This is a genomic window from Streptomyces sp. NPDC026206, from assembly GCF_040638465.1.
In the GTDB taxonomy this organism is placed as follows: domain Bacteria; phylum Actinomycetota; class Actinomycetes; order Streptomycetales; family Streptomycetaceae; genus Streptomyces.
Map to the genome: position 1 here is coordinate 26,865 of NZ_JBEZYL010000012.1, position 22,059 is coordinate 48,923.

At 70.6% G+C, this 22,059-nt stretch carries 22 protein-coding genes; 11 read left to right on the forward strand and 11 right to left on the reverse strand.

Features of this window, described 5'->3' with window-relative positions:
• Positions 1 to 731 precede the first annotated feature (731 nt).
• The 4 genes from AB0F13_RS18295 (at position 732) to tyrS (ending at position 6,771) form a co-directional block, all read left to right on the forward strand.
• The gene (locus AB0F13_RS18295; RefSeq protein ID WP_362082774.1) at positions 732 to 1,112 is read left to right on the forward strand and encodes a hypothetical protein; all 381 of its coding nucleotides are present in this window, start codon (positions 732 to 734) and stop codon (positions 1,110 to 1,112) included.
• Between the two features lie 89 nt (positions 1,113 to 1,201).
• Complete coding sequence (locus tag AB0F13_RS18300; protein ID WP_362082777.1) at positions 1,202 to 3,709, forward strand: DUF6185 family protein; 2,508 nt, start codon at positions 1,202 to 1,204, stop codon at positions 3,707 to 3,709.
• Between the two features lie 178 nt (positions 3,710 to 3,887).
• On the forward strand, positions 3,888 to 5,291 hold the full coding sequence (locus AB0F13_RS18305; protein ID WP_362082780.1) for a metallopeptidase TldD-related protein: 1,404 nt from the start codon (positions 3,888 to 3,890) through the stop codon (positions 5,289 to 5,291).
• 76 nt (positions 5,292 to 5,367) lie between these two features.
• Positions 5,368 to 6,771: a tyrosine--tRNA ligase gene (tyrS, locus tag AB0F13_RS18310; RefSeq protein WP_362082783.1), complete on the forward strand. Its 1,404-nt coding sequence runs from the start codon at positions 5,368 to 5,370 to the stop codon at positions 6,769 to 6,771.
• A gap of 79 nt (positions 6,772 to 6,850) precedes the next feature.
• On the opposite strand, the gene AB0F13_RS18315 is transcribed toward tyrS, so the two are convergent.
• The gene (locus AB0F13_RS18315) at positions 6,851 to 7,129 is read right to left on the reverse strand and encodes a GlsB/YeaQ/YmgE family stress response membrane protein (RefSeq protein ID WP_362082786.1); all 279 of its coding nucleotides are present in this window, start codon (positions 7,127 to 7,129) and stop codon (positions 6,851 to 6,853) included.
• A gap of 222 nt (positions 7,130 to 7,351) precedes the next feature.
• Here AB0F13_RS18315 and AB0F13_RS18320 point away from each other — a divergent pair, with 222 nt between their 5' ends.
• Together AB0F13_RS18320 and AB0F13_RS18325 are read left to right on the forward strand one after the other, a co-directional pair.
• Complete coding sequence (locus AB0F13_RS18320; RefSeq protein WP_362082789.1) at positions 7,352 to 7,735, forward strand: DUF3099 domain-containing protein; 384 nt, start codon at positions 7,352 to 7,354, stop codon at positions 7,733 to 7,735.
• A 229-nt stretch (positions 7,736 to 7,964) separates the two neighbouring features.
• The gene (locus tag AB0F13_RS18325) at positions 7,965 to 8,192 is read left to right on the forward strand and encodes a hypothetical protein (RefSeq protein WP_362082792.1); all 228 of its coding nucleotides are present in this window, start codon (positions 7,965 to 7,967) and stop codon (positions 8,190 to 8,192) included.
• On the opposite strand, the gene moaA is transcribed toward AB0F13_RS18325, so the two are convergent.
• From moaA to AB0F13_RS18340, 3 genes are all read right to left on the reverse strand, one after another.
• Positions 8,175 to 9,164: a GTP 3',8-cyclase MoaA gene (moaA, locus tag AB0F13_RS18330; protein WP_362082795.1), complete on the reverse strand. Its 990-nt coding sequence runs from the start codon at positions 9,162 to 9,164 to the stop codon at positions 8,175 to 8,177. The two genes, AB0F13_RS18325 and moaA, sit on opposite strands and share 18 nt — an antisense overlap.
• Before the next feature lie 179 nt (positions 9,165 to 9,343).
• Positions 9,344 to 10,969 carry a cation acetate symporter gene (locus tag AB0F13_RS18335; protein ID WP_362083115.1) on the reverse strand — a complete coding sequence of 542 codons (1,626 nt, stop codon included), beginning with the start codon at positions 10,967 to 10,969 and terminating at the stop codon, positions 9,344 to 9,346.
• Positions 10,970 to 10,986: 17 nt separating this feature from the next.
• Complete coding sequence (locus AB0F13_RS18340; RefSeq protein WP_362083118.1) at positions 10,987 to 11,274, reverse strand: DUF485 domain-containing protein; 288 nt, start codon at positions 11,272 to 11,274, stop codon at positions 10,987 to 10,989.
• A gap of 523 nt (positions 11,275 to 11,797) precedes the next feature.
• Between AB0F13_RS18340 and AB0F13_RS18345 the strand changes: the two genes are divergently transcribed.
• Positions 11,798 to 13,348 carry a S8 family serine peptidase gene (locus AB0F13_RS18345; RefSeq protein WP_362082799.1) on the forward strand — a complete coding sequence of 517 codons (1,551 nt, stop codon included), beginning with the start codon at positions 11,798 to 11,800 and terminating at the stop codon, positions 13,346 to 13,348.
• On the opposite strand, the gene AB0F13_RS18350 is transcribed toward AB0F13_RS18345, so the two are convergent.
• Complete coding sequence (locus tag AB0F13_RS18350) at positions 13,309 to 14,028, reverse strand: lysoplasmalogenase (protein WP_362082802.1); 720 nt, start codon at positions 14,026 to 14,028, stop codon at positions 13,309 to 13,311. The genes AB0F13_RS18345 and AB0F13_RS18350 overlap by 40 nt on opposite strands.
• A complete protein-coding gene (locus AB0F13_RS18355; protein WP_362082805.1) occupies positions 14,025 to 14,918 on the reverse strand; it encodes a sterol desaturase family protein in 894 nt (297 codons plus the stop codon). The genes AB0F13_RS18350 and AB0F13_RS18355 overlap by 4 nt, the downstream gene beginning before the upstream one ends.
• A 266-nt stretch (positions 14,919 to 15,184) precedes the next feature.
• Between AB0F13_RS18355 and AB0F13_RS18360 the strand changes: the two genes are divergently transcribed.
• From AB0F13_RS18360 to AB0F13_RS18375, 4 genes are all read left to right on the forward strand, one after another.
• A complete protein-coding gene (locus AB0F13_RS18360; RefSeq protein ID WP_362082808.1) occupies positions 15,185 to 16,207 on the forward strand; it encodes a DEDDh family exonuclease in 1,023 nt (340 codons plus the stop codon).
• Positions 16,208 to 16,281: 74 nt separating this feature from the next.
• Positions 16,282 to 17,115: an SURF1 family protein gene (locus AB0F13_RS18365; RefSeq protein ID WP_362082810.1), complete on the forward strand. Its 834-nt coding sequence runs from the start codon at positions 16,282 to 16,284 to the stop codon at positions 17,113 to 17,115.
• A 29-nt stretch (positions 17,116 to 17,144) separates the two neighbouring features.
• Complete coding sequence (locus AB0F13_RS18370) at positions 17,145 to 18,938, forward strand: glycoside hydrolase family 15 protein (protein ID WP_362082813.1); 1,794 nt, start codon at positions 17,145 to 17,147, stop codon at positions 18,936 to 18,938.
• Positions 18,939 to 18,942: 4 nt separating this feature from the next.
• Positions 18,943 to 19,698 carry an SDR family oxidoreductase gene (locus AB0F13_RS18375; RefSeq protein ID WP_362082816.1) on the forward strand — a complete coding sequence of 252 codons (756 nt, stop codon included), beginning with the start codon at positions 18,943 to 18,945 and terminating at the stop codon, positions 19,696 to 19,698.
• Positions 19,699 to 19,707: 9 nt separating this feature from the next.
• Here the strand turns inward: AB0F13_RS18375 and amaP are convergent, their stop codons facing one another.
• Genes amaP through AB0F13_RS18400 form a run of 5 tightly spaced genes read right to left on the reverse strand, consistent with a single transcriptional unit; the run spans position 19,708 to position 21,952 of the window.
• A complete protein-coding gene (gene amaP / locus AB0F13_RS18380; RefSeq protein ID WP_362082819.1) occupies positions 19,708 to 20,304 on the reverse strand; it encodes an alkaline shock response membrane anchor protein AmaP in 597 nt (198 codons plus the stop codon).
• Positions 20,305 to 20,311: 7 nt separating this feature from the next.
• Complete coding sequence (locus tag AB0F13_RS18385) at positions 20,312 to 20,938, reverse strand: DUF6286 domain-containing protein (RefSeq protein WP_362082822.1); 627 nt, start codon at positions 20,936 to 20,938, stop codon at positions 20,312 to 20,314.
• Positions 20,935 to 21,288: a hypothetical protein gene (locus tag AB0F13_RS18390; protein ID WP_362082825.1), complete on the reverse strand. Its 354-nt coding sequence runs from the start codon at positions 21,286 to 21,288 to the stop codon at positions 20,935 to 20,937. Before AB0F13_RS18390 ends, AB0F13_RS18385 begins: the two co-directional genes overlap by 4 nt.
• Positions 21,289 to 21,291: 3 nt before the next feature.
• Positions 21,292 to 21,492 carry a hypothetical protein gene (locus AB0F13_RS18395; RefSeq protein ID WP_362082828.1) on the reverse strand — a complete coding sequence of 67 codons (201 nt, stop codon included), beginning with the start codon at positions 21,490 to 21,492 and terminating at the stop codon, positions 21,292 to 21,294.
• A 10-nt stretch (positions 21,493 to 21,502) separates the two neighbouring features.
• Entirely contained in the window at positions 21,503 to 21,952 is a 450-nt protein-coding gene (locus AB0F13_RS18400) for an Asp23/Gls24 family envelope stress response protein (RefSeq protein ID WP_362082831.1), read from the reverse strand.
• Positions 21,953 to 22,059: the final 107 nt, after the last annotated feature.

The following is a 22,059-nucleotide window of genomic DNA, read 5'->3' on the forward strand; positions in this document are numbered from 1 at the left end:
CCTGTCGGGCGAAGCGCCGTACGGCGAGTTCACGGGCGATGCCGGGGCGAAGGTAGTGACTCAGGGCCAAGCTCACCCGGCCACAAGCGTGGGCCACGGCCCGACGACCACATCCCCCACGAGCACCCCGCCCACCAACAGCAACGCGCCTATGGCGACAGCAAGCGCCTGCTCCTCATCGCGCCGCATCATGTACCTCCCTTTGACCGCGAGAGGCACACGAGGTTAGCGACAAGAACCGACAACAGCCGAGGAATTTGCGGTACATGAGCAATCCATGCCGGGAGGCACGAGTGGGGGCACGTCTCTCAGCCCGCCCGCCGCAGGTCACCCGCGTTCCGCACCAGTTCCGCAACGGCCCGGACCATGTCCGTCGGCCACATCAGCCGCACGACTCCCGAACCGTCGGCCCGCGCCTGAGCCCTGGACGTCGAACCGCCCATCTCCACACCCGCACCCACAGCACGGCATCCGGCCCCTGCGGGGGGCAGCGAGGGAGGGACGACGAGGCCGGTCAACGGCCTCAGACCACCCTCGGCTCATCGCCGTGCTCCGGTGGCACCGCACCCCGCGCCATGGCGTGCCCCCTGCCACTGCTCTCGCAGCCCGAGAACACATCAGTGCCGGCTCAGCCGCGGCCTCCGGAAAGCTTCACTTGCTGTTGCGGGCCACCTCATGGGCACTTACGGTACTCACATCAATACTCTGAGTAGTCAATGTGGAGGTGGCGAATGAGCACCGAGAACATGAAGCCGGCGCCGGGACTTCCGCGGTTCGAGGAGGCCGAACCTCTCGGACCGCAGGACGCGGAATTCGTGCAGGATCTGGTCGCGGTCCTGGAAAAGCACGGCAACGTGGAGCGCTTCGGTCTGTGCCTGCTGCACGGCCACTTCCCGCTGGCTGCGGACGAGATCCTGGTCGAGACAACCGATGCGGAGACACGCACCCTCCGCACCAGCGTGGAGAAAGCGAGCCGGACCCGGCACAACAAGCCCTCCCAGTGGCGCTTCCTGCCCCGCGTTCACCACTCACGCCGCGCCGAGTTCGCCGGCGGTCCCTACGAGGTCGTCCTGGTATGTGACCCCTACAGCGGATGCCCGCCTCGGAAATGACCTCCCGGGTATGGCGGTGGATCGCACTCGCCTTCGTAGTGCTCGGGTGGTGGGCAGCACAACCGGCACAGGCAGACGCCGTCGAGGCGATGAGTTGCGGGAAGCTTCACCCTCAGAAGGTCGATGTTGACTCCGGGCTTCGCTTCCTCCACCAGAATCCCGATTTCATCGAGGTGCGGCAGGTAACCCGCGTCAAGGTGCCGGAAAAACAATGGGACCTCGCTAACGACCTGACACTCAGCCCTGATACCCCCAAGTATCGAAATGCTCTGCACTGCCTGCTGCACAGCAACAACACATCGCGTACAGCAACCGGTAAATGGCATCCGGAGTGGCGATCCAGTACTTCCCAGGCGACCAAGAGAGAGGGCCTGGTCACTGCGCCTTACGAGTCATGGAATCTGATCAGTTCCCCCGGCGTCTTCGAAGTGGGTCCATGGACAGTCACCGTCGAACCGGACAAGGACTGGACGGTAACCTTCCGCTCGCCCCACGCTCTGCGCGAAGCCTCGTGGGAGAAGATTGCGGTCGATCCAGGCAGCCTGAAACTCAGCGACGCCCCCGCAGCGTCGAGCACCAATAAAGAGAGCAGGGTCTGGAGCGGACGCAAAGCCCTGGATGACGTCAAAATCGTGCCACCGCAGGACCTCGCCCTGGGCCTGAGCAGGCGCTTTGCCTGGATCGGTTCGCTAGGCGTCCTCTCCTGGTGGGTCTGCGCCTCAATCGTGATCGCCTGGTCGGCATGGCCTTTCCTTCGCCCTGACAAGAGGAAGCCCAACGGCAGCTCCGAGACGGCCGCTTCCAGAATTGTGGCCCGCACAGTTTTGCAATGGGCGGTGCTGAGTGCAGCCCTTGGCTTGACATTGCTGCTGCTCCTGCACCCCTCTCCCAGCTCCCCCAGCGTAAATCGCTGGCGCGCCCTCGTCGGGATTTCCTCAGGTTTCACTCTCGCTCTCCTCGCACAACCATGGCTTTCATGGAATCAAGAACCCAACGGCAGCCACAGAGGACCGAAGAGGCGCAAGATGGTGGTCGTCGCCACCTCCGTAGCGACAGCGGCAGCGATCGGCCTGCTGGTGACCCTTGCCCCGCACCGTTTCGGCCTCCCGCCGAATCTGACGCCGACAACCCCGCCTCCGGCTTCGGGGATTGCCGGGCTAGCCCTGTTGGACGTGTCCATGCTGTGGCTGTGGCTGACCGCCATGGCTGCCTGGGCCTGGCGTTTTGCACGAGAAGGCAGGTTGGGCGAAGCCCCGACCGCAACCAAGCCCCCGCATCCCAAATCCTTGGGCGTAGACGGAATCAGGCCTCCCCTCCGCCGTATCGCTGCAATCGGAGTCGCGCTCGCCGTGGTGGCCGTCGTGGTGGTAGCTTGCCGGGCACTGTCCTTTGAACTCGGCTGGAAACGCGCCAACTGGATGGGGGAAGCAAGCGCGGTTCTCGGGGCCGACCACCGAAGCATCCTGGGACGGCAACTGGCGGACTTCGCATCCATGGGCCCTACATGGGTATACGCCTACACATGGGTACTGACTGGAATCGCACTTGTAGCGCTTCTCCACAACACCTCCCGAGGAAAGCCAGAAACGCCCCTTGAACCGAAAGGTGTTCATCTCCTCCCGTTGACCGGCGTCTTCGCCATCGCCGTATCTCTGAGGGGGGCGTCATTTGCTGGAAGCTCGGCAGCACTGTACGGAATCTGGCTACCTTTTAATATGATCGCCCTCTACGCCATGGTGTTGGCAGGGCGCAGATGGTCGGTGCTGAGCCGAGTTGATCGAGAAACAGAGACGAATTGCGTCGTGGCAGAACTCAGCACCTCGTCAGGGCATAGAAAGCTGATGGAAGATGCCCGCAGCTGCCGCGATCTGCTCCACCGACTGCACCTGGTTGATCACGGGCGCGCAGAGGGCACCACAAGACGAAGTCTGGAGACGCAACTCCACACACTGCACCACTGGCGGCCCGCCGAATGTCACCGCGACTGCCTGCCAGACCCTGTATCCGTGGTCGATGTCGCCCTCAGCTGGGGGCCGAAACACCATTGGTGGGACAACGCCCTCAACGCTGCGCGTTGGGCCTCTATCTTCGGAATCCTCCCGAGCATGGTCACCTCCTGGTATCAGAAGGCATACGGTGCCAAACACTGGACGTTCACACTCAACTTGCCTACGGGCATTCCGGATACAGTCGGGACGTTCCTGACACAGGAAATCTCCTTCGCCGGTGCGGGACTGGTCCTGGGAGCGTTGTGGCGCGTACTGCCAGGAGAGCGCGGGCCCATGCGGGCTTTCAACCTGTTCATCGCCTGGCTCATCCCCATCGGCGTGGTTGCCGCGCTCAGCCTGGGCATCGGCCGCAGGGAACTGGGCTTGGAAGTCCTGAACGTCGTGCTGATGCTCATGGTGCTGACGCTGACGAGCATGTGGGTGGACACCGACACCTTCAGCCATGAACGGCACTTCTGGACAAAACGCCTTGGTCTGCTGACATCGGTCTACCAGGTGCACGGCCTTTCCGGGCAGGTCGCCTTCCTGGTCGTGCAAGCGGCGGCTGCGGTGACGATTTGGCACCAGATCGTCACTCCATCGAAGTGACCGACGGCCCATGACGCCCGCGCGTCGTGCGGGTTGGCGGCCGGTGCCGGCGTTGACAGCGGCTCCGGCCCCTCGGCCGGAACGACCGCTGCTCGGTAAGCTCAGTAGGCTCTGACCCGAGTCGCCACGAGGTCATTCACCAGGACCCCGTACTGGATACCACGCAGGAGGCCGGTCGATGAGCACGCGCACGAACAAGCCCCACGAGATCGTCGAGCGCGCCCTCGAGCTCTCCCGTGCCGACGGCTGTGTCGTCATCGCCGGGGAGCACTCCACCGCCAATCTGCGCTGGGCCGGCAACGCGCTCACCACCAACGGCGTCACCCGGGGCCGCGCCGTCACCGTCATCGCGACCGTGGACGGCGGCGAGGGCACGGCCTCCGGGGTCGTGACCCGCTCGGCCGTCACCGCCGGCGACCTGGAGCCGCTGGTGCGGGCGGCGGAGGCCGCCGCCCGTGAGGCGGGGCCGGCCGAGGACGCACAGCCGCTGGTGTCGGACGTGCCGCACTCCCCCTCCTTCACCGACGCGCCCGAGGAGACCTCCTCCGCGGTCTTCGACACCTTCGCCCCGGCCCTCGGCGAGGCGTTCGCCCGGGCCCGGTCCGCGGGCCGCGAGCTGTACGGCTTCGCCCAGCACGAGGTCGTCTCCAGCTATCTGGGCACCTCCACCGGCCTGCGGCTCCGCCACGACCAGCCCACCGGCACCCTGGAGCTGAACGCCAAGAGCCCGGACCGCACCCGCTCCGCGTGGGCCGGCCGGGCCACGCGGGACTTCACCGACGTGGACCCGGGGGCGATGGACGCCGAGCTGGCCGAGCGGCTGGCGTGGGCGCGGCGGAAGGTCGGGCTGCCCGCCGGGCGGTACGAGACGCTGCTGCCGCCGACTGCCGTGGCCGATCTGCTGATCTACCAGCAGTGGTCGGCCACGGCGCGGGACGCGGCCGAAGGCCGCACCGTCTTCTCCCAGGCCGGCGGCGGCACCCGGATCGGGGAGAAGCTGTCCCCGCTGCCGCTGACGCTGCGCAGCGACCCGCACGCGCCGGGCCTGGAGTGCGCGCCGTTCGTCCTGACCGGCAGCTCGGGGGACGACGCGTCGGTCTTCGACAACGGCCTGCCGCTCGGCCCCACGGACTGGATCCGCGACGGGGTGCTGGAGCACCTGCTGACCACCCGGCACAGCGCGGGCCTGACGGATCTGCCGGTGACGCCGTACACGGACAATCTGCTCCTGGAGGCGGGCGGCACCCGCTCCCTGGCGGAAATGGTGGCCGCGAGCGGGCACGACGGGCCGGCACTGCTGCTGACCTGCCTGTGGTACATCCGCGAGGTGGACCCGGCGTCCCTGCTGCTGACCGGGCTGACCAGGGACGGCGTCTATCTCGTGGAGAAGGGGGAGGTCGTCGGCGAGGTCAACAACTTCCGCTTCAACGAGTCGCCGGTGGGGCTGCTGTCCCGGGCCACGGAGGCGGGCCGCACCGAGCCGACGCTGCCGCGCGAGTGGGGGGATTACTTCACCCGGGCGGCGATGCCGGCCCTGCGGATCCCGGACTTCAACATGAGCTCGGTCAGCCAGGGTGTATGACCGCGCCAAAATCGGTGGCGCCGAGGAAATAGACTCGGTCTGTCCTTTGTCCGACAACCACTACAGGAACGTCACGATGACACGCCTCGGCGACTCCGTCGCGCGCGCCAGCGCACTGCTGGCGCAGGACCTCTCCACCGAATCGACCGTGGAGCAGCTGCTCACGGAGACCAAGGCGCGGCGCTATCTGGACCTGACGGACCTGCCGGCGAAGGACCAGGCCGAGCTCATCGCCGCGCGCACGGTCGAGGTGCTGCCCGCCGTGAGCAAGCTCGCCGAGCGCATCGAGGCGCGGCAGTCCGAGGGCAAGGGCCTGCACATCAAGCTGGGCATCGACCCGACGGCGGCCGATGTGCACCTCGGGCACGCCGTGCCGATCATCGTCCTCAGCCGCTTCCAGCGCATGGGGCACGACGTCACCCTGCTCATCGGTGACTTCACCGCCAAGATCGGTGACCCGACGGGCCGCACGGCGGAGCGCCCGCCACTGACGGACGAGGACATCGCCGCGAACCTCGCGGGTTACCGCGAGCAGGTCCGGCCCTTCTTCGACTTCGAGAAGGTCCGCTTCCGGCAGAACAGCGAGTGGCTGGCGCCGTACACCTTCCCGGAGCTGCTCGGCGTGCTGGCGCAGGTGCCGGTCTCCCAGCTGCTCCAGCGCGAGGACTTCCGCAACCGTCTCGCCTCGGGCTCCGGCCTGACCATGACGGAGCTGCTCTACCCCATCGCCCAGGCGCTGGACTCCGTGGCGCTGGACTGCGACGTGGAGCTCGGCGGCGCCGACCAGCTGCTCAACCTGCAGATGGGCCGGAAGCTGATGGAGGTGCACGGCCAGAAGCCGCAGCTGGTCGTCACCATGCCGCTGATCGAGGGCACGGACGGCACCGGCGCCAAGATGTCCAAGTCCAAGGGCAACTACGTGGGCCTGTCCGCGCCCGCCCACGACGTCTTCGGCAAGATCATGTCGGTCCCGGACCGGCTGATGGAGCCGTACCTGAAGGCGTGGACGGAGTGGACGGACGCGGAGATCGCCCTGGTCCTCTCGCGCATCGGGGAGAAGTCGCTGCACCCGATGGACCTGAAGAAGGTCCTCGCGGGCGAGGTCGTGGCCGCGCTGTACGGCGTGGAGGCGGCGATGGCGGCGCGCGCCGGCTTCGTCGCGCAGTTCTCCAAGAAGAGCTTCACCGACGTCGAGACGCCGGTGGTGGACCTGGCCGAGCACGGCGAGGAGCCCGCCACGGCCGTGCTCAGCAAGGTGCTGGGCTTCCAGCCGAGCGCTTCGGCCGCCCGCCGGGTCGCCAAGCAGAACGGCCTGCGGCTGGTCCTTGAGTCCGACGGCGGCCAGGAGGCCGTCGTGCTGGCCGAGGCCGACGCGATCCGCCCGCTGGGCGAGGTGGCCCGGGAACTGCTCGCCGGGCGTGCGGTGAGCGGCGTCTACCTCAAGGCCGGCCGCAAGATCGCCGAGCTGCGCGGGCTGTAGGGGCCTCATGACTCCCGGGGCGGCCGGTGCGTGTGATGCGCACCGGCCGCCCCGTTTCGCGACCGTCCCGGGCCGGGGCTCAGGTGGTCCGGCGCCTGCCGCCTCGCATCCCGACCCACAGCCGGTCGCCGATCGCTACCAGGATCACCGCGCCGGCCAGCTGCAGCAGATGCCGGATCCAGTCGATTCCCTTGGTGTGCTCGACGCCCAGCGCCGAGGCCGCCCAGTTGCCGAGCAGGGCGCCGATCAGGCCGAGGATGATCGTGAGCCAGAGCGGGACCTGCTGCTTGCCCGGCAGGATCGCCTTGGCGATCAGACCCAGGACCAGTCCGACGATGATTGCCCACAACCAGTTCATGCCGCCTCCTCGTGGATAGCGATGTGGCGTGCTCCGCCATTCTGGGTCCGTCCCCCCTACGGCGCACGTCGGAGTGGCCTGTACGCCGTATGCGCACGTCGGGCGCCTGCCGGGAAGCCGACGGGAGGGTGCCCCGGTCTCGTACCCGGCGCTGGCTCGGCGTAACGTTGAGTACGTAGGTGCCCGAAGGGCGTCGGCGCGGCAGTCGGGTGGTGGAACGTGATGCGGAAGCTGGGCGGTACGGAGGTCTTCCGGATCACCGGGGCCCGGCAGGGCCTGGCCGAGGACGTGCGCGGCCGGCAGCGGCGGTACGTCATCTCGATGGTCATCCGCACCCTGTCCGTGGTGCTGACCGTGATCCTGTGGAACATCGAGCGCTACGTGGCGATGGGCACGCTCGTCCTGGGTGCCCTGCTGCCCTATGTGGCCGTCGTGATCGCCAACGCGGGCCGGGAGAACGCCCCTTCGCTGCCGGGCACGTTCGTCCCGGCGCCGACGCGCCCGGTGCTGACCGCCGGTCCGGCGGGGGCTGCAGGCGGCGCGGCGGAACCCGCCGCGGAAGGCGACCGGTCCTCCCGGCACGATCAGGAGCCCGATCACGGCTGATCCTCCGCTTCCGGCGGGCACCCGGAGGACGGTGTGACAAGCTCAAGAAAACCTCAGATCAATCATGTGGATCGGTGCCCCGCGCCGGGCACCCCGTGACATACTTCGTAGGCGCTCCGCATCCCCCGTCGGAGCGACAGACCGACGCCGGGCGGCTCCCCCCGTGGCTGCCCGGCGTCGCCGTGTCTGCCGGGGTCGTCACGATCTCCGGGGCCGTAGAGTCTTCGGGGTGAACTCCCCCGAGAACGCAGTGATCTGCTCCGCCAAGGGCTGCCGCGCCGCCGCGGTGTGGGTGCTGGCGTGGAACAACCCGAAGCTGCACACCCCCGAGCGCCGCAAGACGTGGCTCGCCTGCGACGAGCACCGCGAGCACCTGTCCAACTTCCTTGCCCTGCGCGGTTTCCTCAAGGACGTGGTGACCTTGGCGGAGTGGGAGGCGTCAGCCTCCGATCGCTGACATCGGGCGCGCGGGCTGCAGGAAGGCCGGGTCGTCCAGGCCCGAGCCCGCCTTCTTGCCCCACATCGCTGTCCGCCACAGCCCCGTGATCTCCTCGTCCGTGGCCCCCGAGCGCAGCGCACCGCGCAGGTCGGACTCCTCGGTGGCGAACAGGCACGTGCGCACCTGCCCGTCGGCGGTCAGCCGGGTGCGGTCGCAGGCGGCACAGAAGGGCCGGGTGACCGAGCCGATGACGCCGACGCGGGCCGGCCCGCCGTCGACGATCCAGCGCTCGGCGGGGGCGGACCCCCGCTCGTCGTCGGCCTCGGGGCTGAGGGTGAAGCGGGTGCGCAGGCTCGCCAGGATCGCTTCAGCGGTGATCATGCCGTCGCGCTTCCAGCCGTGCTGGGCGTCGAGGGGCATCTGCTCGATGAAGCGCAGCTCGTAGCCGCGCTCGACGGCCCAGGCGAGGAGGCCGGGTGCCTCGTCGTCGTTGCGGCCGGGCATCAGCACCGCGTTGACCTTGACGGGGGTGAGCCCGGCGGTGTGCGCGGCGGCCAGGCCGTCGAGGACGTCCTGGTGGCGCTTGCGGCGGGTCATGGCGGTGAAGACCTCGGGCCGCAGGGTGTCGAGGGAGACGTTGACGCGGTCCAGGCCGGCGTCCTTCAGAGCCCGCGCGGTGCGGGCCAGGCCGATGCCGTTGGTGGTCAGCGACAGGCGGGGGCGGGGGGCCAGGGCGGCGCAGCGCTCGACGATGCCGACGAGGCCGGGGCGCAGCAGGGGCTCGCCACCGGTGAAGCGGACCTCGGTGACGCCGAGGCCGGTGACGGCGATGCCGACCAGGCGGACGATCTCGTCGTCGGTGAGCAGGTCGGGCTTGGCGAGCCACTGCAGGCCCTCTTCGGGCATGCAGTAGGTGCAGCGCAGGTTGCAGCGGTCGGTCAGGGAGACACGCAGGTCCGTGGCGACGCGGCCGTAGGTGTCGATGAGCACGGGCGCCTCCGGCGGACTCGGACCTGAACATTCGTTCGCTGTCCGCAGCGTACGTGATGGCCGCGGCCACGGGTCTTTCCGGGGCTTCGCCCGGACCGGAGTCCGGGGCGCCGGGCGGGCTGGTCTCAGCCCGCCCGGCGCCCCGGGACAACAGCGGTCCGGCGGGTGCGGGAAGAACGTCAGTGCGCGCCGAATCCGGTGAGGGCGCGGACCTCGAGCTCGGCGTACTTCTTCTCGTCCGGCGCTTCCTTGGACAGCAGCGAACCCGCCCAGCCGAGCAGGAAGCCGAGTGGGATGGAGACCAGGCCTGGGTTGCCGAGGGGGAAGTAGTCGAAGCTCAGCCCCGGGAAGAGGGCCTTGGGGTTGCCGGAGACGACCGGGGAGAGGATGACCAGGGTGACCGAGGAGACCAGGCCGCCGTAGATCGACCAGAGGGCGCCCCGAGTGGTGAAGCGCTTCCAGAACAGGCTGTAGAGGATCGTCGGCAGATTGGCGGAGGCGGCGACCGCGAAGGCGAGGGCCACCAGGGCGGCGGCGTTGAGCCGGTGGGCGAAGATGCCCAGCGCGATGGAGATCGCGCCGATGACGACCGCGGCGAACTTGGCGGTGAGGATCTCCTCCTTCTCGCTCGTCCGTCCCTTGCGGATGACGTTGGCCCACAGGTCGTGGGCGAAGGACGCCGACGAGGCCAGGGTCAGGCCGGCGACGACGGCGAGGATGGTCGCGAAGGCGACCGCGGAGATCACGGCGAGCAGGATCGCCCCGCCCGTGGAGCCGGCGCCGCCGCCGACCTCCTGGGCGAGCAGCGGTGCGGCGGTGTTGCCGGACTCGTTCGAGGCGGTGATCGCCTTGGGGCCGACGAGGGCCGCGGCGCCGAAGCCGAGGGCGATGGTCATCAGGTAGAAGGCGCCGATGATGCCGATCGCCCAGTTCACGGACTTCCGGGCGGCCCGGGCGGTGGGCACCGTGTAGAAGCGGATCAGGATGTGGGGCAGTCCGGCCGTGCCGAGGACGAGCGCCAGGCCGAGTGAGACGAAGTTGAGCTTGGAGGTGCCGTCCTTGCCGTACTGCAGTCCCGGCTCCAGGAAGGCCCTGCCCTTGCCGCTCTCCTCGGCGGCGCGGCCCAGGAGGGTGGAGAGGTTCCAGTTGAATTTGTTGAGCACCAGGATGGTGATCAACAGGGTTCCCGCGATGAGCAGGACCGCCTTGACGATCTGCACCCAGGTGGTGCCCTTCATGCCGCCGACGGTCACGTACAGCACCATGACCAGGCCGACCAGGACGATGATCCAGCGCCGCGAGCCCTCGCCGCTCGCGCCGAGCAGCAGGGCCACCAGGGCGCCGGCGCCGACCATCTGGGCGAGCAGGTAGAAGATCGAGACGACGATGGTGGAGGTGCCGGCGGCGGTGCGTACGGGCCGCTGCCTGAGCCGGTAGGCGAGCACGTCGGCCATGGTGAAGCGGCCGGAGTTGCGCAGCGGCTCGGCGACGAGCAGCAGGGCGACCAGCCAGGCGACGAGGAAGCCGATGGAGTAGAGGAAGCCGTCGTAGCCGAAGAGCGAGATGGCGCCGGCGATGCCCAGGAAGGACGCGGCGGACATGTAGTCGCCGGAGATGGCCAGGCCGTTCTGGAAGCCGGTGAAGGAACGGCCGCCCGCGTAGAAGTCGGTGGCGTCCTTGGTCTGGCGCCCGGCCCAGACGGTGATGCCGAGGGTGATGGCGACGAAGACGGAGAACAGCGTGATGATCAGGGTGCGGTGCTCACTGGCGCCGCCTGCGGCGAGCGGGTGGGCGGTGACGTTCATCAGGGTGGTGCTCGGGCTCATTCCCCCGCCTCCATACGGGCCTTGAGGGCCTCGGCCTTAGGGTCGATCTTCGCTTCGGCGTGCTTGGCGTACCACCAGGCGATCAGGAAGGTGGTGAGGAACTGCGCCAGCCCGAACACGAAGGCGATGTTGATGTTGCCGACGACCGTGGTGTCCATGAGCCCGCCCGCGTAATTGGAGAGCAGGACGTAGAGCAGGTACCAGGTGACGAAGGCGAGGGTGAGCGGGAAGGCGAAGGAACGGTGCGCCCTGCGCAGTTCACCGAATTCGCTGCTCGCCTGCATGGCGGTGAAGCTGTCGGCCTGAGCGGGGATGGCGGGGCGAGCGGGCCCGTCCGGCCCCTCGGCTGTGGAAGGGGTCGTGCCCACGGCCTCTTCTGAGTCCACGGTCTCTCCTGACAAGTGACATGCGGGGCGCGAGCCAAGCCTGTGACTCGGATCACGCATCGTAGAGGGACACCGCAGTATGCGACAGGGGGCGGTTCGCTGAATGTCGCAGCGCCCACCGGGCGGGGCAAAGCCGCCCGCCGCCGGGCTCGTTGACCCTGGTGCGGGCATCGTCCCGGGTCCTGCGCGGCCGTCCCCCGGCCGGCGCCCCTTCGGGAGCGTCAGGTTGACGGCTCCCCTTCCGGCGGTGCGCGCGGGCCGGCCCCGGCCGTGGGATCACTCCACGTGGAGCCCCTGACTCCACTGTGTTTCTCGGAGAATTCATTGCCCGGGGCCATGATCGGCGATAGCTTCACTCGTCATGCACCCGCCCACGCACACCTGTGCGGCCGGGCGGATTTCCGGATGATGTGGAGTACCCGTGGCTCATCTGCGATCCAGACGCCGGCACGCCCTGCTGGCGGCCCCCGTCGGACTGGCGCTCACCGCCTCCCTCGGCTTCCTGCCCGGCGCCGCCTCGGCCGCCCCGCAGGACGGCCCCGCCACGCAGGCGGCCGTCACGACGGACGGCCCGCTGCTGTCGTACGTCGTGAACACCTCCGCCGACCGCGGCACGCTCGGCAAGGTGAAGAAGGCCGTGACCCGGGCCGGTGGCACCGTCGTGGCCTCCTACGACAAAATCGGCGTCATCGTCGCGCACTCGAAGAACCCCGGGTTCGGCGAGGCGCTGCGCGCGGTGCCGGGTGTGGAGTCGGCGGGTGCGACCCGCACCGCACCGCTGAAGACCGCGGCCACCACCGAGTACGGCAAGCCGGAGAAGCTGAAGCTGTCGAAGGACGGTGCCCGCTCGCTGGCCGCCGGCTCGGCGGCCAGCGGCAAGGAGCCGCTGGAGGGCCTCCAGTGGGACCTCGGCGCCATCGGCGCCGACAAGGCAGCCAAGGTCAACCCGGGCAGCAGGAACGTCACGGTCGCCGTCATCGACACCGGCGTCGACGACACCCACCCGGACATAGCCCCGAACTTCTCCCGGAGCCAGTCCGCCAGCTGCGTCTCCGGCAAGGCCGACACCAGCGCCGGCGCCTGGCGCCCGTTCGACCCGAACGAGGACTACCACGGCACGCACGTGGCCGGTTCCATAGCCGCGGCCCGCAACGGCGTCGGCGTGGCCGGTGTCGCCCCGGGCGTGAAGGTCTCCGGCATCAAGGTCAGCACCCCGAAGGACAGCTTCTTCTACGCGGAGAGCGTCGTCTGCGCGTTCGTCTTCGCCGCCGACCACGGCGTCGCGGTGACGAACAACAGCTACTACGTCGACCCGTGGCTGTTCAACTGCCCCGACAACGCGGACCAGAAGGCGATAGCCGACGCGGTCGGCCGGGCCGCGAAGTACGCCCAGGACAAGGGCGCGGTCAACGTCGCCTCCGCGGGCAACTCCAACTTCGACCTGGCGGCCAAGGAGATCACCGACAACTCCAGCCCGAACGACTCCAAGCCGGCGCCGCGCACGGTGGACCCGAAGAAGTGCCTCGACGTTCCCGCCCAGCTCCCGGGCGTCGTCACGGTCGCGGCCACGGGCGTGAAGTCGCAGAAGTCGTTCTACTCCAACTACGGCAAGGACGCGATCGACGTCGCGGCCCCCGGCGGTGACACGTACCAGGTGCCCGAGCTGCCCGCCAAGGACGGCCGCATCCTGTCGACCATGCCGGGCGGCGACTGGGGCTACCTGCAGGGCACCTCGATGGCCGGCCCGCACGTCGCGGGCGTGGCGGCGCTGCTGAAGAGCGCGCACCCGAAGGCGAGCCCGCAGGAGATCCAGTGGCTGCTGAAGGCGCAGGCGAAGAACCCGGGCTGCCCGACGGCGGCGTACGACCCGGACGGGAAGGGTAGCTGGAAGGCCACCTGCTCCGGCACCAAGCACGTCAACAGCTTCTACGGCTACGGCATCGTCGACGCCCTGGCGGCGGTCCAGGACTGACCCGGCCGGTGAGCGCTGGAGGGGCCGGGCGGCCGCTGCCCGGCCCCTTCTTCTTTGCCTCCGTCGCAGGCCAGGACCCCGTAGGTCAGCAGGGACTGCGCCGCCAGGTACGTGAGCATGATCCAGAACTGCGGTGCCGGTGCCTGCGGCCAGCCGGCGAGCCCGCCGGCGATGAGCGTGTCCGACAGCAGGAACAGTGCCCCGCCCGCCCCGGACCGCCACCGTGCCCGCGTCGCGCCGAGCGCCATCGCGGTCAGCAGCAGGCTGTAGAGCGCGACGGGTGCCCGCAGTCCCGCTTCCAGGCCGGGCCACAGCAGTGCCAGCGCGCCGAGCCAGGCGGCGGCGTACGCGCCCGCGAGCCGGTGGGTGCGGGCGCCGCCCGGGCTGCCGCGGCGGGCGAACAGCAGGAGGTAGCACACGTGCCCGGCCGCGAACGAGCCCATTCCCAGCAGGAAGAGAGCGTCCTGGCCGGTCTGCAGCAGGATGTCGCCGCCGCAGCCGAACAGCAGGGCCACGGCGAGCAGGCGCGGGCCGCCGCGCGTGAGGACGCACATCGCCAGCAGCGGCATGAGCACGGGCTTGGTGAGGTGGGCGAGCGCCGGTACGCCCGCCAGGAGGGCCGCGAGGTGCGCCGCCGAGGCCGCGGCGAACGCGGCCGGTGCCGCACGGCCCCCTCTCACGCGACCTTCTCGGCGACGCCGGCGGTGCTCGCGGCGGGCCCGTCCGCCCGCTCCGCGGCAGACACCGGCTGCCAGCCCGGCCCGCGGAAGATCCGCCCGGCCCGCTCCCGCCAGCCGCGCGCCGCCTTCAGGTCGCGGGCGATGGCCGCGTACTCGTGGGTGGCGACGCGCAGTGGGTTGTAGGTGTCGATGTTCTTCGTCAGTCCGTAGACGGGACGCTCCCCCTCGGGGACGAACGAGCCGAACATCCGGTCCCAGACGATGAGGATCCCGCCGAAGTTGCGGTCCAGGTAGCCGCCCTGCGAGGCGTGGTGGACGCGGTGGTGGGAGGGCGTGTTCAGGACGTACTCGAAGGGCCGGGGCAGCCTGCCGACCCGCTCGGTGTGCACCCAGAACTGGTAGACGAGGTTGACCGACGAGCAGAACGCCACCGCGGCCGGGTGCACGCCGAGCGCGATCATCGGCACGTAGAACGGCCATACCGTCAGCGAGGTCCACGGCTGGCGCAGCGCGGTGGTCAGGTTGAAGTTCCGGCTGGAGTGGTGCACCACGTGGCAGGCCCACAGGATCCGGACGACGTGGTGGCCGCGGTGCGACCAGTAGTAGAAGAAGTCCTGCGCGAGCAGCATCAGCGGCAGCGTCCACCACAGGACGGGCAAGCGCAGCGGGGTCAGCTCGTACAGGACGGTGTAGAGGGCGACGATGGGGATCTTCCAGAGGGCGTCGAAGGCCAGGCTGCCCAGGCCCATGCCGATGCTGGTGGCCGCGTCCTTGGCCTCGTAGCCCTCCGCCTGGTCGTCGGGGTGCAGCCGGTAGCTCACCAACTCCAGTGCGGTGAGCAGGACGAAGGCGGGGACGGACCACAACACGACATCGGGAAGGTGCGGCATGGCGGCACCATAAGGGCGTCGGCGGGGGTGCCGCTAGAGGTTGTTACCTCCGGGTACCGAAGTCGGTTACCTGCGGTTCGGTGGCGGTGCCACGAATGCGGTGCCGACGAGCAGGGGTCCACCTTCCGGGTGACAGCGATTCCCGGGGCGCGGGCCGGACCGGCGGTGGGAGGGGCACGCCCGGCGCGCGGAGCCCCGGCCTGATCCCGGGTCACGGCACCGGCCGGATCCCGCGTTGTCAGCGGTGGCCCGTAAGCTCTTGGACCATGCTCGAAGACCACACTGCCGCCGCCTCGCCCACCCCGTGGCCGACCGCGTATCCCGAGGGATACGCGGTCGTCGACGTGGAGACCACCGGGCTCGCCCGGGACGACCGGATAGTGTCGGCAGCGGTCTATCAGCTGGACGCCCGCGGCGGGGTGGAGGACCAGTGGTACACGCTGGTCAATCCCCAGCGGGACCCCGGGCCGGTGTGGATCCACGGGCTCACCTCCGAAGTCCTCGCCGACGCGCCGCTGTTCCCGGAGATCGCCGGGGAGTTCGCGCGGCGGCTCGACGGGCGCGTTCTCGTGGCGCACAATGCGGCCTTCGACTGGTCGATGATCGCACGGGAGTACGCCCGCGCGAGCGCCGCCGCCCCGGTGCGCCAGCGCCTGTGCACCATCGCGCTGTCGAAGGAGCTGCGGCTGCCGCTGCCCAACCACAAGCTGGAGTCGCTGGCCGCCCACTACGGCGTCGTGCAGCAGCGCGCCCACCACGCGCTGGACGACGCCCGGGTGCTCGCCGAGGCGTTCCGGCCCAGCCTTCACCTGGCGGCCGAGACGGGGCTACGGCTGCCGCTGCTGGCCTGCCAGCCGCTGACCGAGTGGTCCGACGGCCCGGCGACGGCACCGGCGGCGACCCGCTCGGCGAGGGTCGGGTACCAGCCGTCCTACCGGCCCACCACCTGGCGGCCCAGCCGGAAGCGCCCGGCCTGCCCGCACCCCAACCCCGGCCGGTACGAATCGGGCGAACAGCTCATTCAGGGCATGCGGGTGGCGTTCTCCGGCGACACCTCCATCGACCGCGAGCTGCTGGAGGACCGGGCCGTCGACGCCGGGCTGCATGTGGCCACCAGCGTCTCCCGGCTCACCAGCCTGCTGGTGACCAACGACCCCGACTCCCCCACCTCCAAGACCACCAAGGCCCGTTCCTTCGGCACACCCGTGATCGACGAGGCCGCCTTCATACAGCTGCTGTCGCATGTGACCCCGGCCGGGACGCAGCAGCCCGGAACAAAAGGCGCATGACTGGGGCAGACCACCATAGTCGTCGCGTGGCACCCGCCCGTCGGGGGGCGAACCCCACCAGGTACCGTCAAAGCGTGTACCGCTTCCTGTTGTCCCGGCAGTGGGTGATCACCACACTCGTGGGACTCGCCCTCATCCCGGTGATGATCAAACTGGGCTTCTGGCAGCTGCATCGCCACGAGCACCGGGTCGCGCGGAACGACCAGATCGCCCGGAGCCTGTCCGCCGCTCCCGTCCCCGTGACCGAGCTCACCTCGCCCGGCCACGTGGTGACGCGCGACGACATATGGCGCACCGTCACCGCGAGCGGCACCTACGACCGCCAGGGCGAGGTCGTCGCCCGGATGCGGACCGACTCCGACGGCAATCAGGGCTACTTCGTCCTCACCCCCCTGGTGATGACCGACGGCAGGGCCGTCCTGGTCAACCGCGGCTGGGTGCCGGCCGACGGCGACCTCACCAGGTTCCCGGAGGTACCCCCCGCCCCGGCGGGCAGCGTCACCGTCACCGGCCGGCTCAAGGCCGACGAGACCACGGCCAGCGGCATCAAGAACACCGCGGGCCTGCCGCCCCGCCAGGTGATGCTCATCAACAGCGAGCAGCGCGCCGCGGCACTGCACCGACCGCTGCTCGGCGGCTACCTCGAACTCACCGCCCCCGCGGGCAAGGACCAGCCGAAGACCGTCTCCGCCCCGGACCACAGCAGCATCGGCCCGCACATGGCGTACGCCGTGCAGTGGTGGCTGTTCGCCGCGTTCGTCCCCGTCGGCTGGTTCATCCTGGTCCGCCGGGAGCGCCGCGACCGCGCGGCGGCGGCCGCCGCCGGCGCACAGCAGGCCACCGGCGCACGGGAAGCCGCGGACGAGGGCGGCGAAGACATCGCCCGGACAGCCTCGGCACCGGAGTAACACCCGTCCGATCAGGGAAGACGCCTCGCGTGGCAGCACTCATCGAGGACTACGCGCTCATCGGCGATCTCCAGACCGCCGCCCTGGTCGGCCGCGACGGCTCGGTCGACTGGCTCTGTCTGCCCCGCTTCGACTCACCGGCCTGCTTCGCCGCGCTCCTGGGCGGCGAGGACAACGGCCACTGGCGGCTCGCCCCCGCCGAGGGCGGCCCCTGCACCCGGCGCGCCTACCTGGAGGGCTCCCTCGTCCTGGAATCCGTCTGGGAGACGGCCACCGGCACCGTCAAGGTCACCGACTTCATGCCCCAGCGCGACCACGCCCCCGACCTCGTACGCATCGTCGAGGGCGTCAGCGGCAGCGTCGAGATGCTCGGCGTGCTGCGGCTGCGCTTCGACTACGGCCACGCCGTGCCGTGGATACGCCGCACCGACGGCCACCGCGTCGCCGTCGCCGGGCCCGACTCGGCCTGGCTGCGCAGCGAACCGGAGGTGCGCACCTACGGCCAGGACTTCAGCACCCGCTCCGAGTTCACCGTCACCGCCGGGGAGAAGGTCGCCTTCGTCCTGACCTGGCACCCCTCCCACGAACCCCGCCCCGCTCTCGTCGACCCGCACGAGTCGCTCCGGCACAGCCTGCAGGACTGGCGGGAGTGGAGCGAGCGCTGCCGCTACCGGGGCCCGTACCGCGAGGCGGTCCTCCGCTCCCTGATCACCCTCAAGGCGCTGACCTACGCCCCCACCGGCGGCATCGTCGCCGCCCCCACCACCTCCCTGCCCGAGGAGATCGGGGGCGTGCGCAACTGGGACTACCGCTACTGCTGGCTGCGCGACTCCACCCTCACGCTGAACGCCCTGCTCTCCGTCGGCTACGCGGACGAGGCCGCCGCCTGGCGCGACTGGCTGATGCGCGCGGTCGCAGGCGACCCCGCCGACCTGCAGATCATGTACGGGCTCGGGGGCGAGCGCCGGCTCCCGGAGACGGACGTGCCCTGGCTGGCGGGGTACGAGCGGTCCTTCCCGGTCCGCATCGGCAACACCGCCGCGACCCAGTTCCAGCTCGACATCTACGGCGAGGTCATCGACTCCCTGCACGTCGCCCGCGGCAGCGGGCTGGGCGCCGACCCGCACGCGTGGAACATCCAGCGCTGCTTCCTGGAGTTCCTCGCGGCGCACTGGCGCGAGCCCGACGAGGGCCTGTGGGAGATCCGTGGCCCGCGCCGGCACTTCGTGCACTCCAAGGTGATGGCATGGGTCGCCGCCGACCGGGCGGTGCGCGCCCTGGAGGCCGACCCCGAGCTGGACGGTGACCTCGACGGCTGGCGCACGATGCGCGACGAGGTCCACCGCGAGGTCTGCGAACGGGGCTACGACGCCGAGCGCGGCACCTTCACCCAGTACTACGGCTCGCACGAACTCGACGCGGCCACCCTCCTCATCCCCCGCGTCGGCTTCCTGCCCCCGCACGACCCGCGCGTGGTCGGCACGGTCGACGCGGTCCGCCGGGAGCTGTGCCGCGGCGGCCTCGTGCGCCGCTACACCTCCGAGTTCTCCCCCGGCGGCCCCGTCGACGGGATCCCCGGCGGCGAGGGGACCTTCCTCGTCTGCTCGTTCTGGCTGGCCGACGCGCTGCACATGACCGGGCGCACGAAGGAGGCCCGGGAGCTGTTCGAGCGGCTGCTCGGGCTGTGCAACGACGTGGGACTGCTGGCCGAGGAGTACGACCCCCGGGCCGGCCGGCAGCTCGGCAACTTCCCCCAGGCGTTCAGCCACATCGGCCTGGTGGGGACGGCTCTTCTGCTGTCCGGGGAGAACACGGCAGACTGAGGTCATGGATCTTGGACTGAAGGACCGGGTGTACGTACTGACCGGCGCCAGCCGTGGGCTGGGCTTCGCCACCGCCCGCGAACTGGCGGCCGACGGCGCCCGGGTGGTCGTCTCCGGGCGCGACGAGAAGGCAGCGGCGGCGGCAGCGCGGGAGCTCGGCCCGACGGCCGTGGGGGTCGGCGCGGACAACGCCGACCCCCAGGCGGCGGCGCGGCTCATCGCCGTGGCGCGCGAGCGCTTCGGGCGCTTCGACGGCATCCTCATCAGCGTCGGCGGCCCGCCGCCGGGCTCGGCGGCAGACAACGACGACGCCCAGTGGCAGGCCGCGTTCGAGTCCGTCTTCCTGGGCGCGGTCCGGCTGGCCCGGACCGCCGCGGCGGAGCTGTCCGAGGGCGGTGTGATCGGCTTCGTCCTGTCGGCGTCGGTCCACGAGCCGATCCCGGGCCTGACGATCTCCAACGGCCTGCGCCCGGGCCTCGCGGGCTTCGCGAAGTCGCTGTCCGTGGACCTGGGACCGCGCGGGATCCGGGTCGTGGGGCTGGCGCCCGGCCGCATCGACACCGACCGGCTGCGCGAGCTCGACGCGCTCTCGGGCGACGCCGAGGCGACACGGGCCCGCCGCTCGGCGTCGATCCCGCTGGGGCGCTACGGCACCCCGCAGGAATTCGGCAGGACCGCGGCGTTCGTGCTCTCCCCTGCGGCGTCGTACCTGACGGGCGTGATGCTGTCCGTGGACGGCGGCGCCCGGCACGGCTTCTGACCCTCCGTCTCACCCCACGCGCTCCGCGCGGTGGCGCACCGCACCGAGCCGGATCTCCGCGGGCAGGCGGGCCAGGCCGGCCGAGACCCTGCCCTGCTGCAGGACCTCGGCGCAGAGCCGGTGCACGGCCGTGGCGGGGGCGCCGCGGGGCGCCAGGATCAGCCGGACGTGCGCCTCGGGCGCCGTGCGCCGGCCGACGAGGGTGACCAGGACGTGGTCCACCCCGTCCAGGGCACCGGCCTGCGCGGCCAGCGCGTCCTCCAGCGCCCTGCCCCGCACGAGCGCCACCTGCCCGTCGCCGCAGTCGACGACCACTTCGCGCAGCCGGCGCGGACGCCACTGGACGAGCAGCCACCACAGGGCCGCCAGCACGACGACGGCCAGGGCGATGATGGCCACCGGCCACCACCAGCCACTCCCGCGCCACCTGCGCCGGTCAGCGTCGGTGAGCAGCACGTCGTGCGGCCCGTCGAAGGGCCAGGCCGAGGGCAGCGTGAAACTCCAGCGCCGCTGCAGGTCCAGCGCTCCGATCAGCACGGCGGCGCCGAGCGCCAGCAGCACCACCCCGGCCAGCCCCACCAGGATCCGGTTGACGGTCTTCAGCACCGCGCGCTCACCTCTTCACCGGCCGGCGTACGCGCACGGACAGCGACGGCTCCCGGGACAGTCCCAACTCCCGTACGCCGTCGGCCAGTACACAGTTCACGTCCGTCCGCACCTCGTCCAGGTCCCGGAAGTGGGACTGCGCACGGGCCCTGACCACGCGGCGGCCGACGTCGACCTGTACGGACTGCACCCCGGCCACTTCCATGGCACGGTCGCGCAGCACCAGCGCCGCCGCCCTGCGGTCGAGCCCGGCCCGTACGTCCGGGACGGCGCGCCGCATGGGCAGGACCTTGCGCAGGCCGGGGGTGACGGCCAGGGCGATCAGCCACAGCCCCAGCAGTACGGCCGCGACGGCGCCCGTAATCAGCCAGCCGTCGTCGAGGGGGCGGGTGGCCAGCTCGTGCGCGAGGTTACGACGCCAGCTCATGGCGGGGCGGCCGGTCCGGACGGAGACGACGTCGTAGAGGAGGACGCCGACGGCGCCCAGCACCACGGCCACGACGAGCGCGGCGGGCAGGCGGCGCGCGGACCAGAAGCGGTGCGCGCGGGCGCCGGCGGGCGCGCTCCCCTGCGGCGGCTCCTGCGGCGGCTGCTCCTGCGGCGGTTGTTTCTCCAGGGAGACGGGGCCGCTCACCGGACCCGCTCCCTGCCCGCGTGGTCCGTGTGCGGCGAGTGCAGCCGCTCCACCGTGATCACCACCTCCGGGACCTCCATGCCCGCCAGGCCGCGCACGCGCTCGACGACCCGCCCGCGCACCGCGCGGCAACGCTCGCCGATGTCCACCGGGTAGTCCAGCTCCAGATGGACCCGTACCCGGGCCGAGCCGTCGTGGACGACCACCAAGGCGTGCGGGGGCTCGTGGTGCTCCGCCGCCGTGCCGCTCAGTGCCTCGCGCGCCGCCCGCGAAGCGATCTTCGCGACGACACGGTCGGCGATACGGGTCGCTCCGCGCTCGGCGGGCTCCACCGCGCGTCCGTCCTCCACGCCCTACCTCCCGCGCCCGTCACGGTCGCGAGGACGCAGGAGCCGCGAGAATTCGCCCGGCTCCAGGTCGCCGTCGAGGAACCGTCCCGCCACGAACCCGATGGCGCCCAACACCGCCACCAGCAAAAAGGCCCCGAATCCGCCGAAGTAACCGGCGAACCCGAGCGCAATGCCGGCCATCAGGCCGGCCACGGCCATGCTCATCGCGCGCTCCTTATTGGATCCTGGGCCCGGGCTCTTCCTCTTCCTCGTCCGGCAGCTTCACGTCTGTCACCGCGATGTTGACCTCGACGACCTGCAGGCTCGTCATGCGTTCCACCGCCGCAATGACGTTTTCCCGCACCGCGCGGGCCACATCCGCGATCGCGAAGCCGTAATCCACGACGATCTCCAGGTCGAGCGCCGTCTGGACCTCACCGACCTCCGCCTTCACGCCCCGGGCGACGGACCTGGTGCCGCCGGGCACCCGGTCACGCACGGCCCCGAAGGTGCGGGAGAAGCCGCTGCCCATCGCATGGACGCCCACCACGTCGCGGGCCGCCATGCCGGCGATCTTCTCCACGACGCCGTCGGCGATGGTGGTGCGGCCCCGGTCGGCGGGGGCGATCTTCGCCACCTTGCTCCGGTCGCCGGCCTGGCTGGTCTGGCTTGTGGTGTCGCTCATCGTCGATCGCCTTTCTTCCAGTCCTTTTGCCACCCTAGGCCGGGTTACCCCGGCGCGCCCAGGCGATGCGGGGGAAAGCGGGGAGAGGGAGCGGCGGAGCCCGCCGT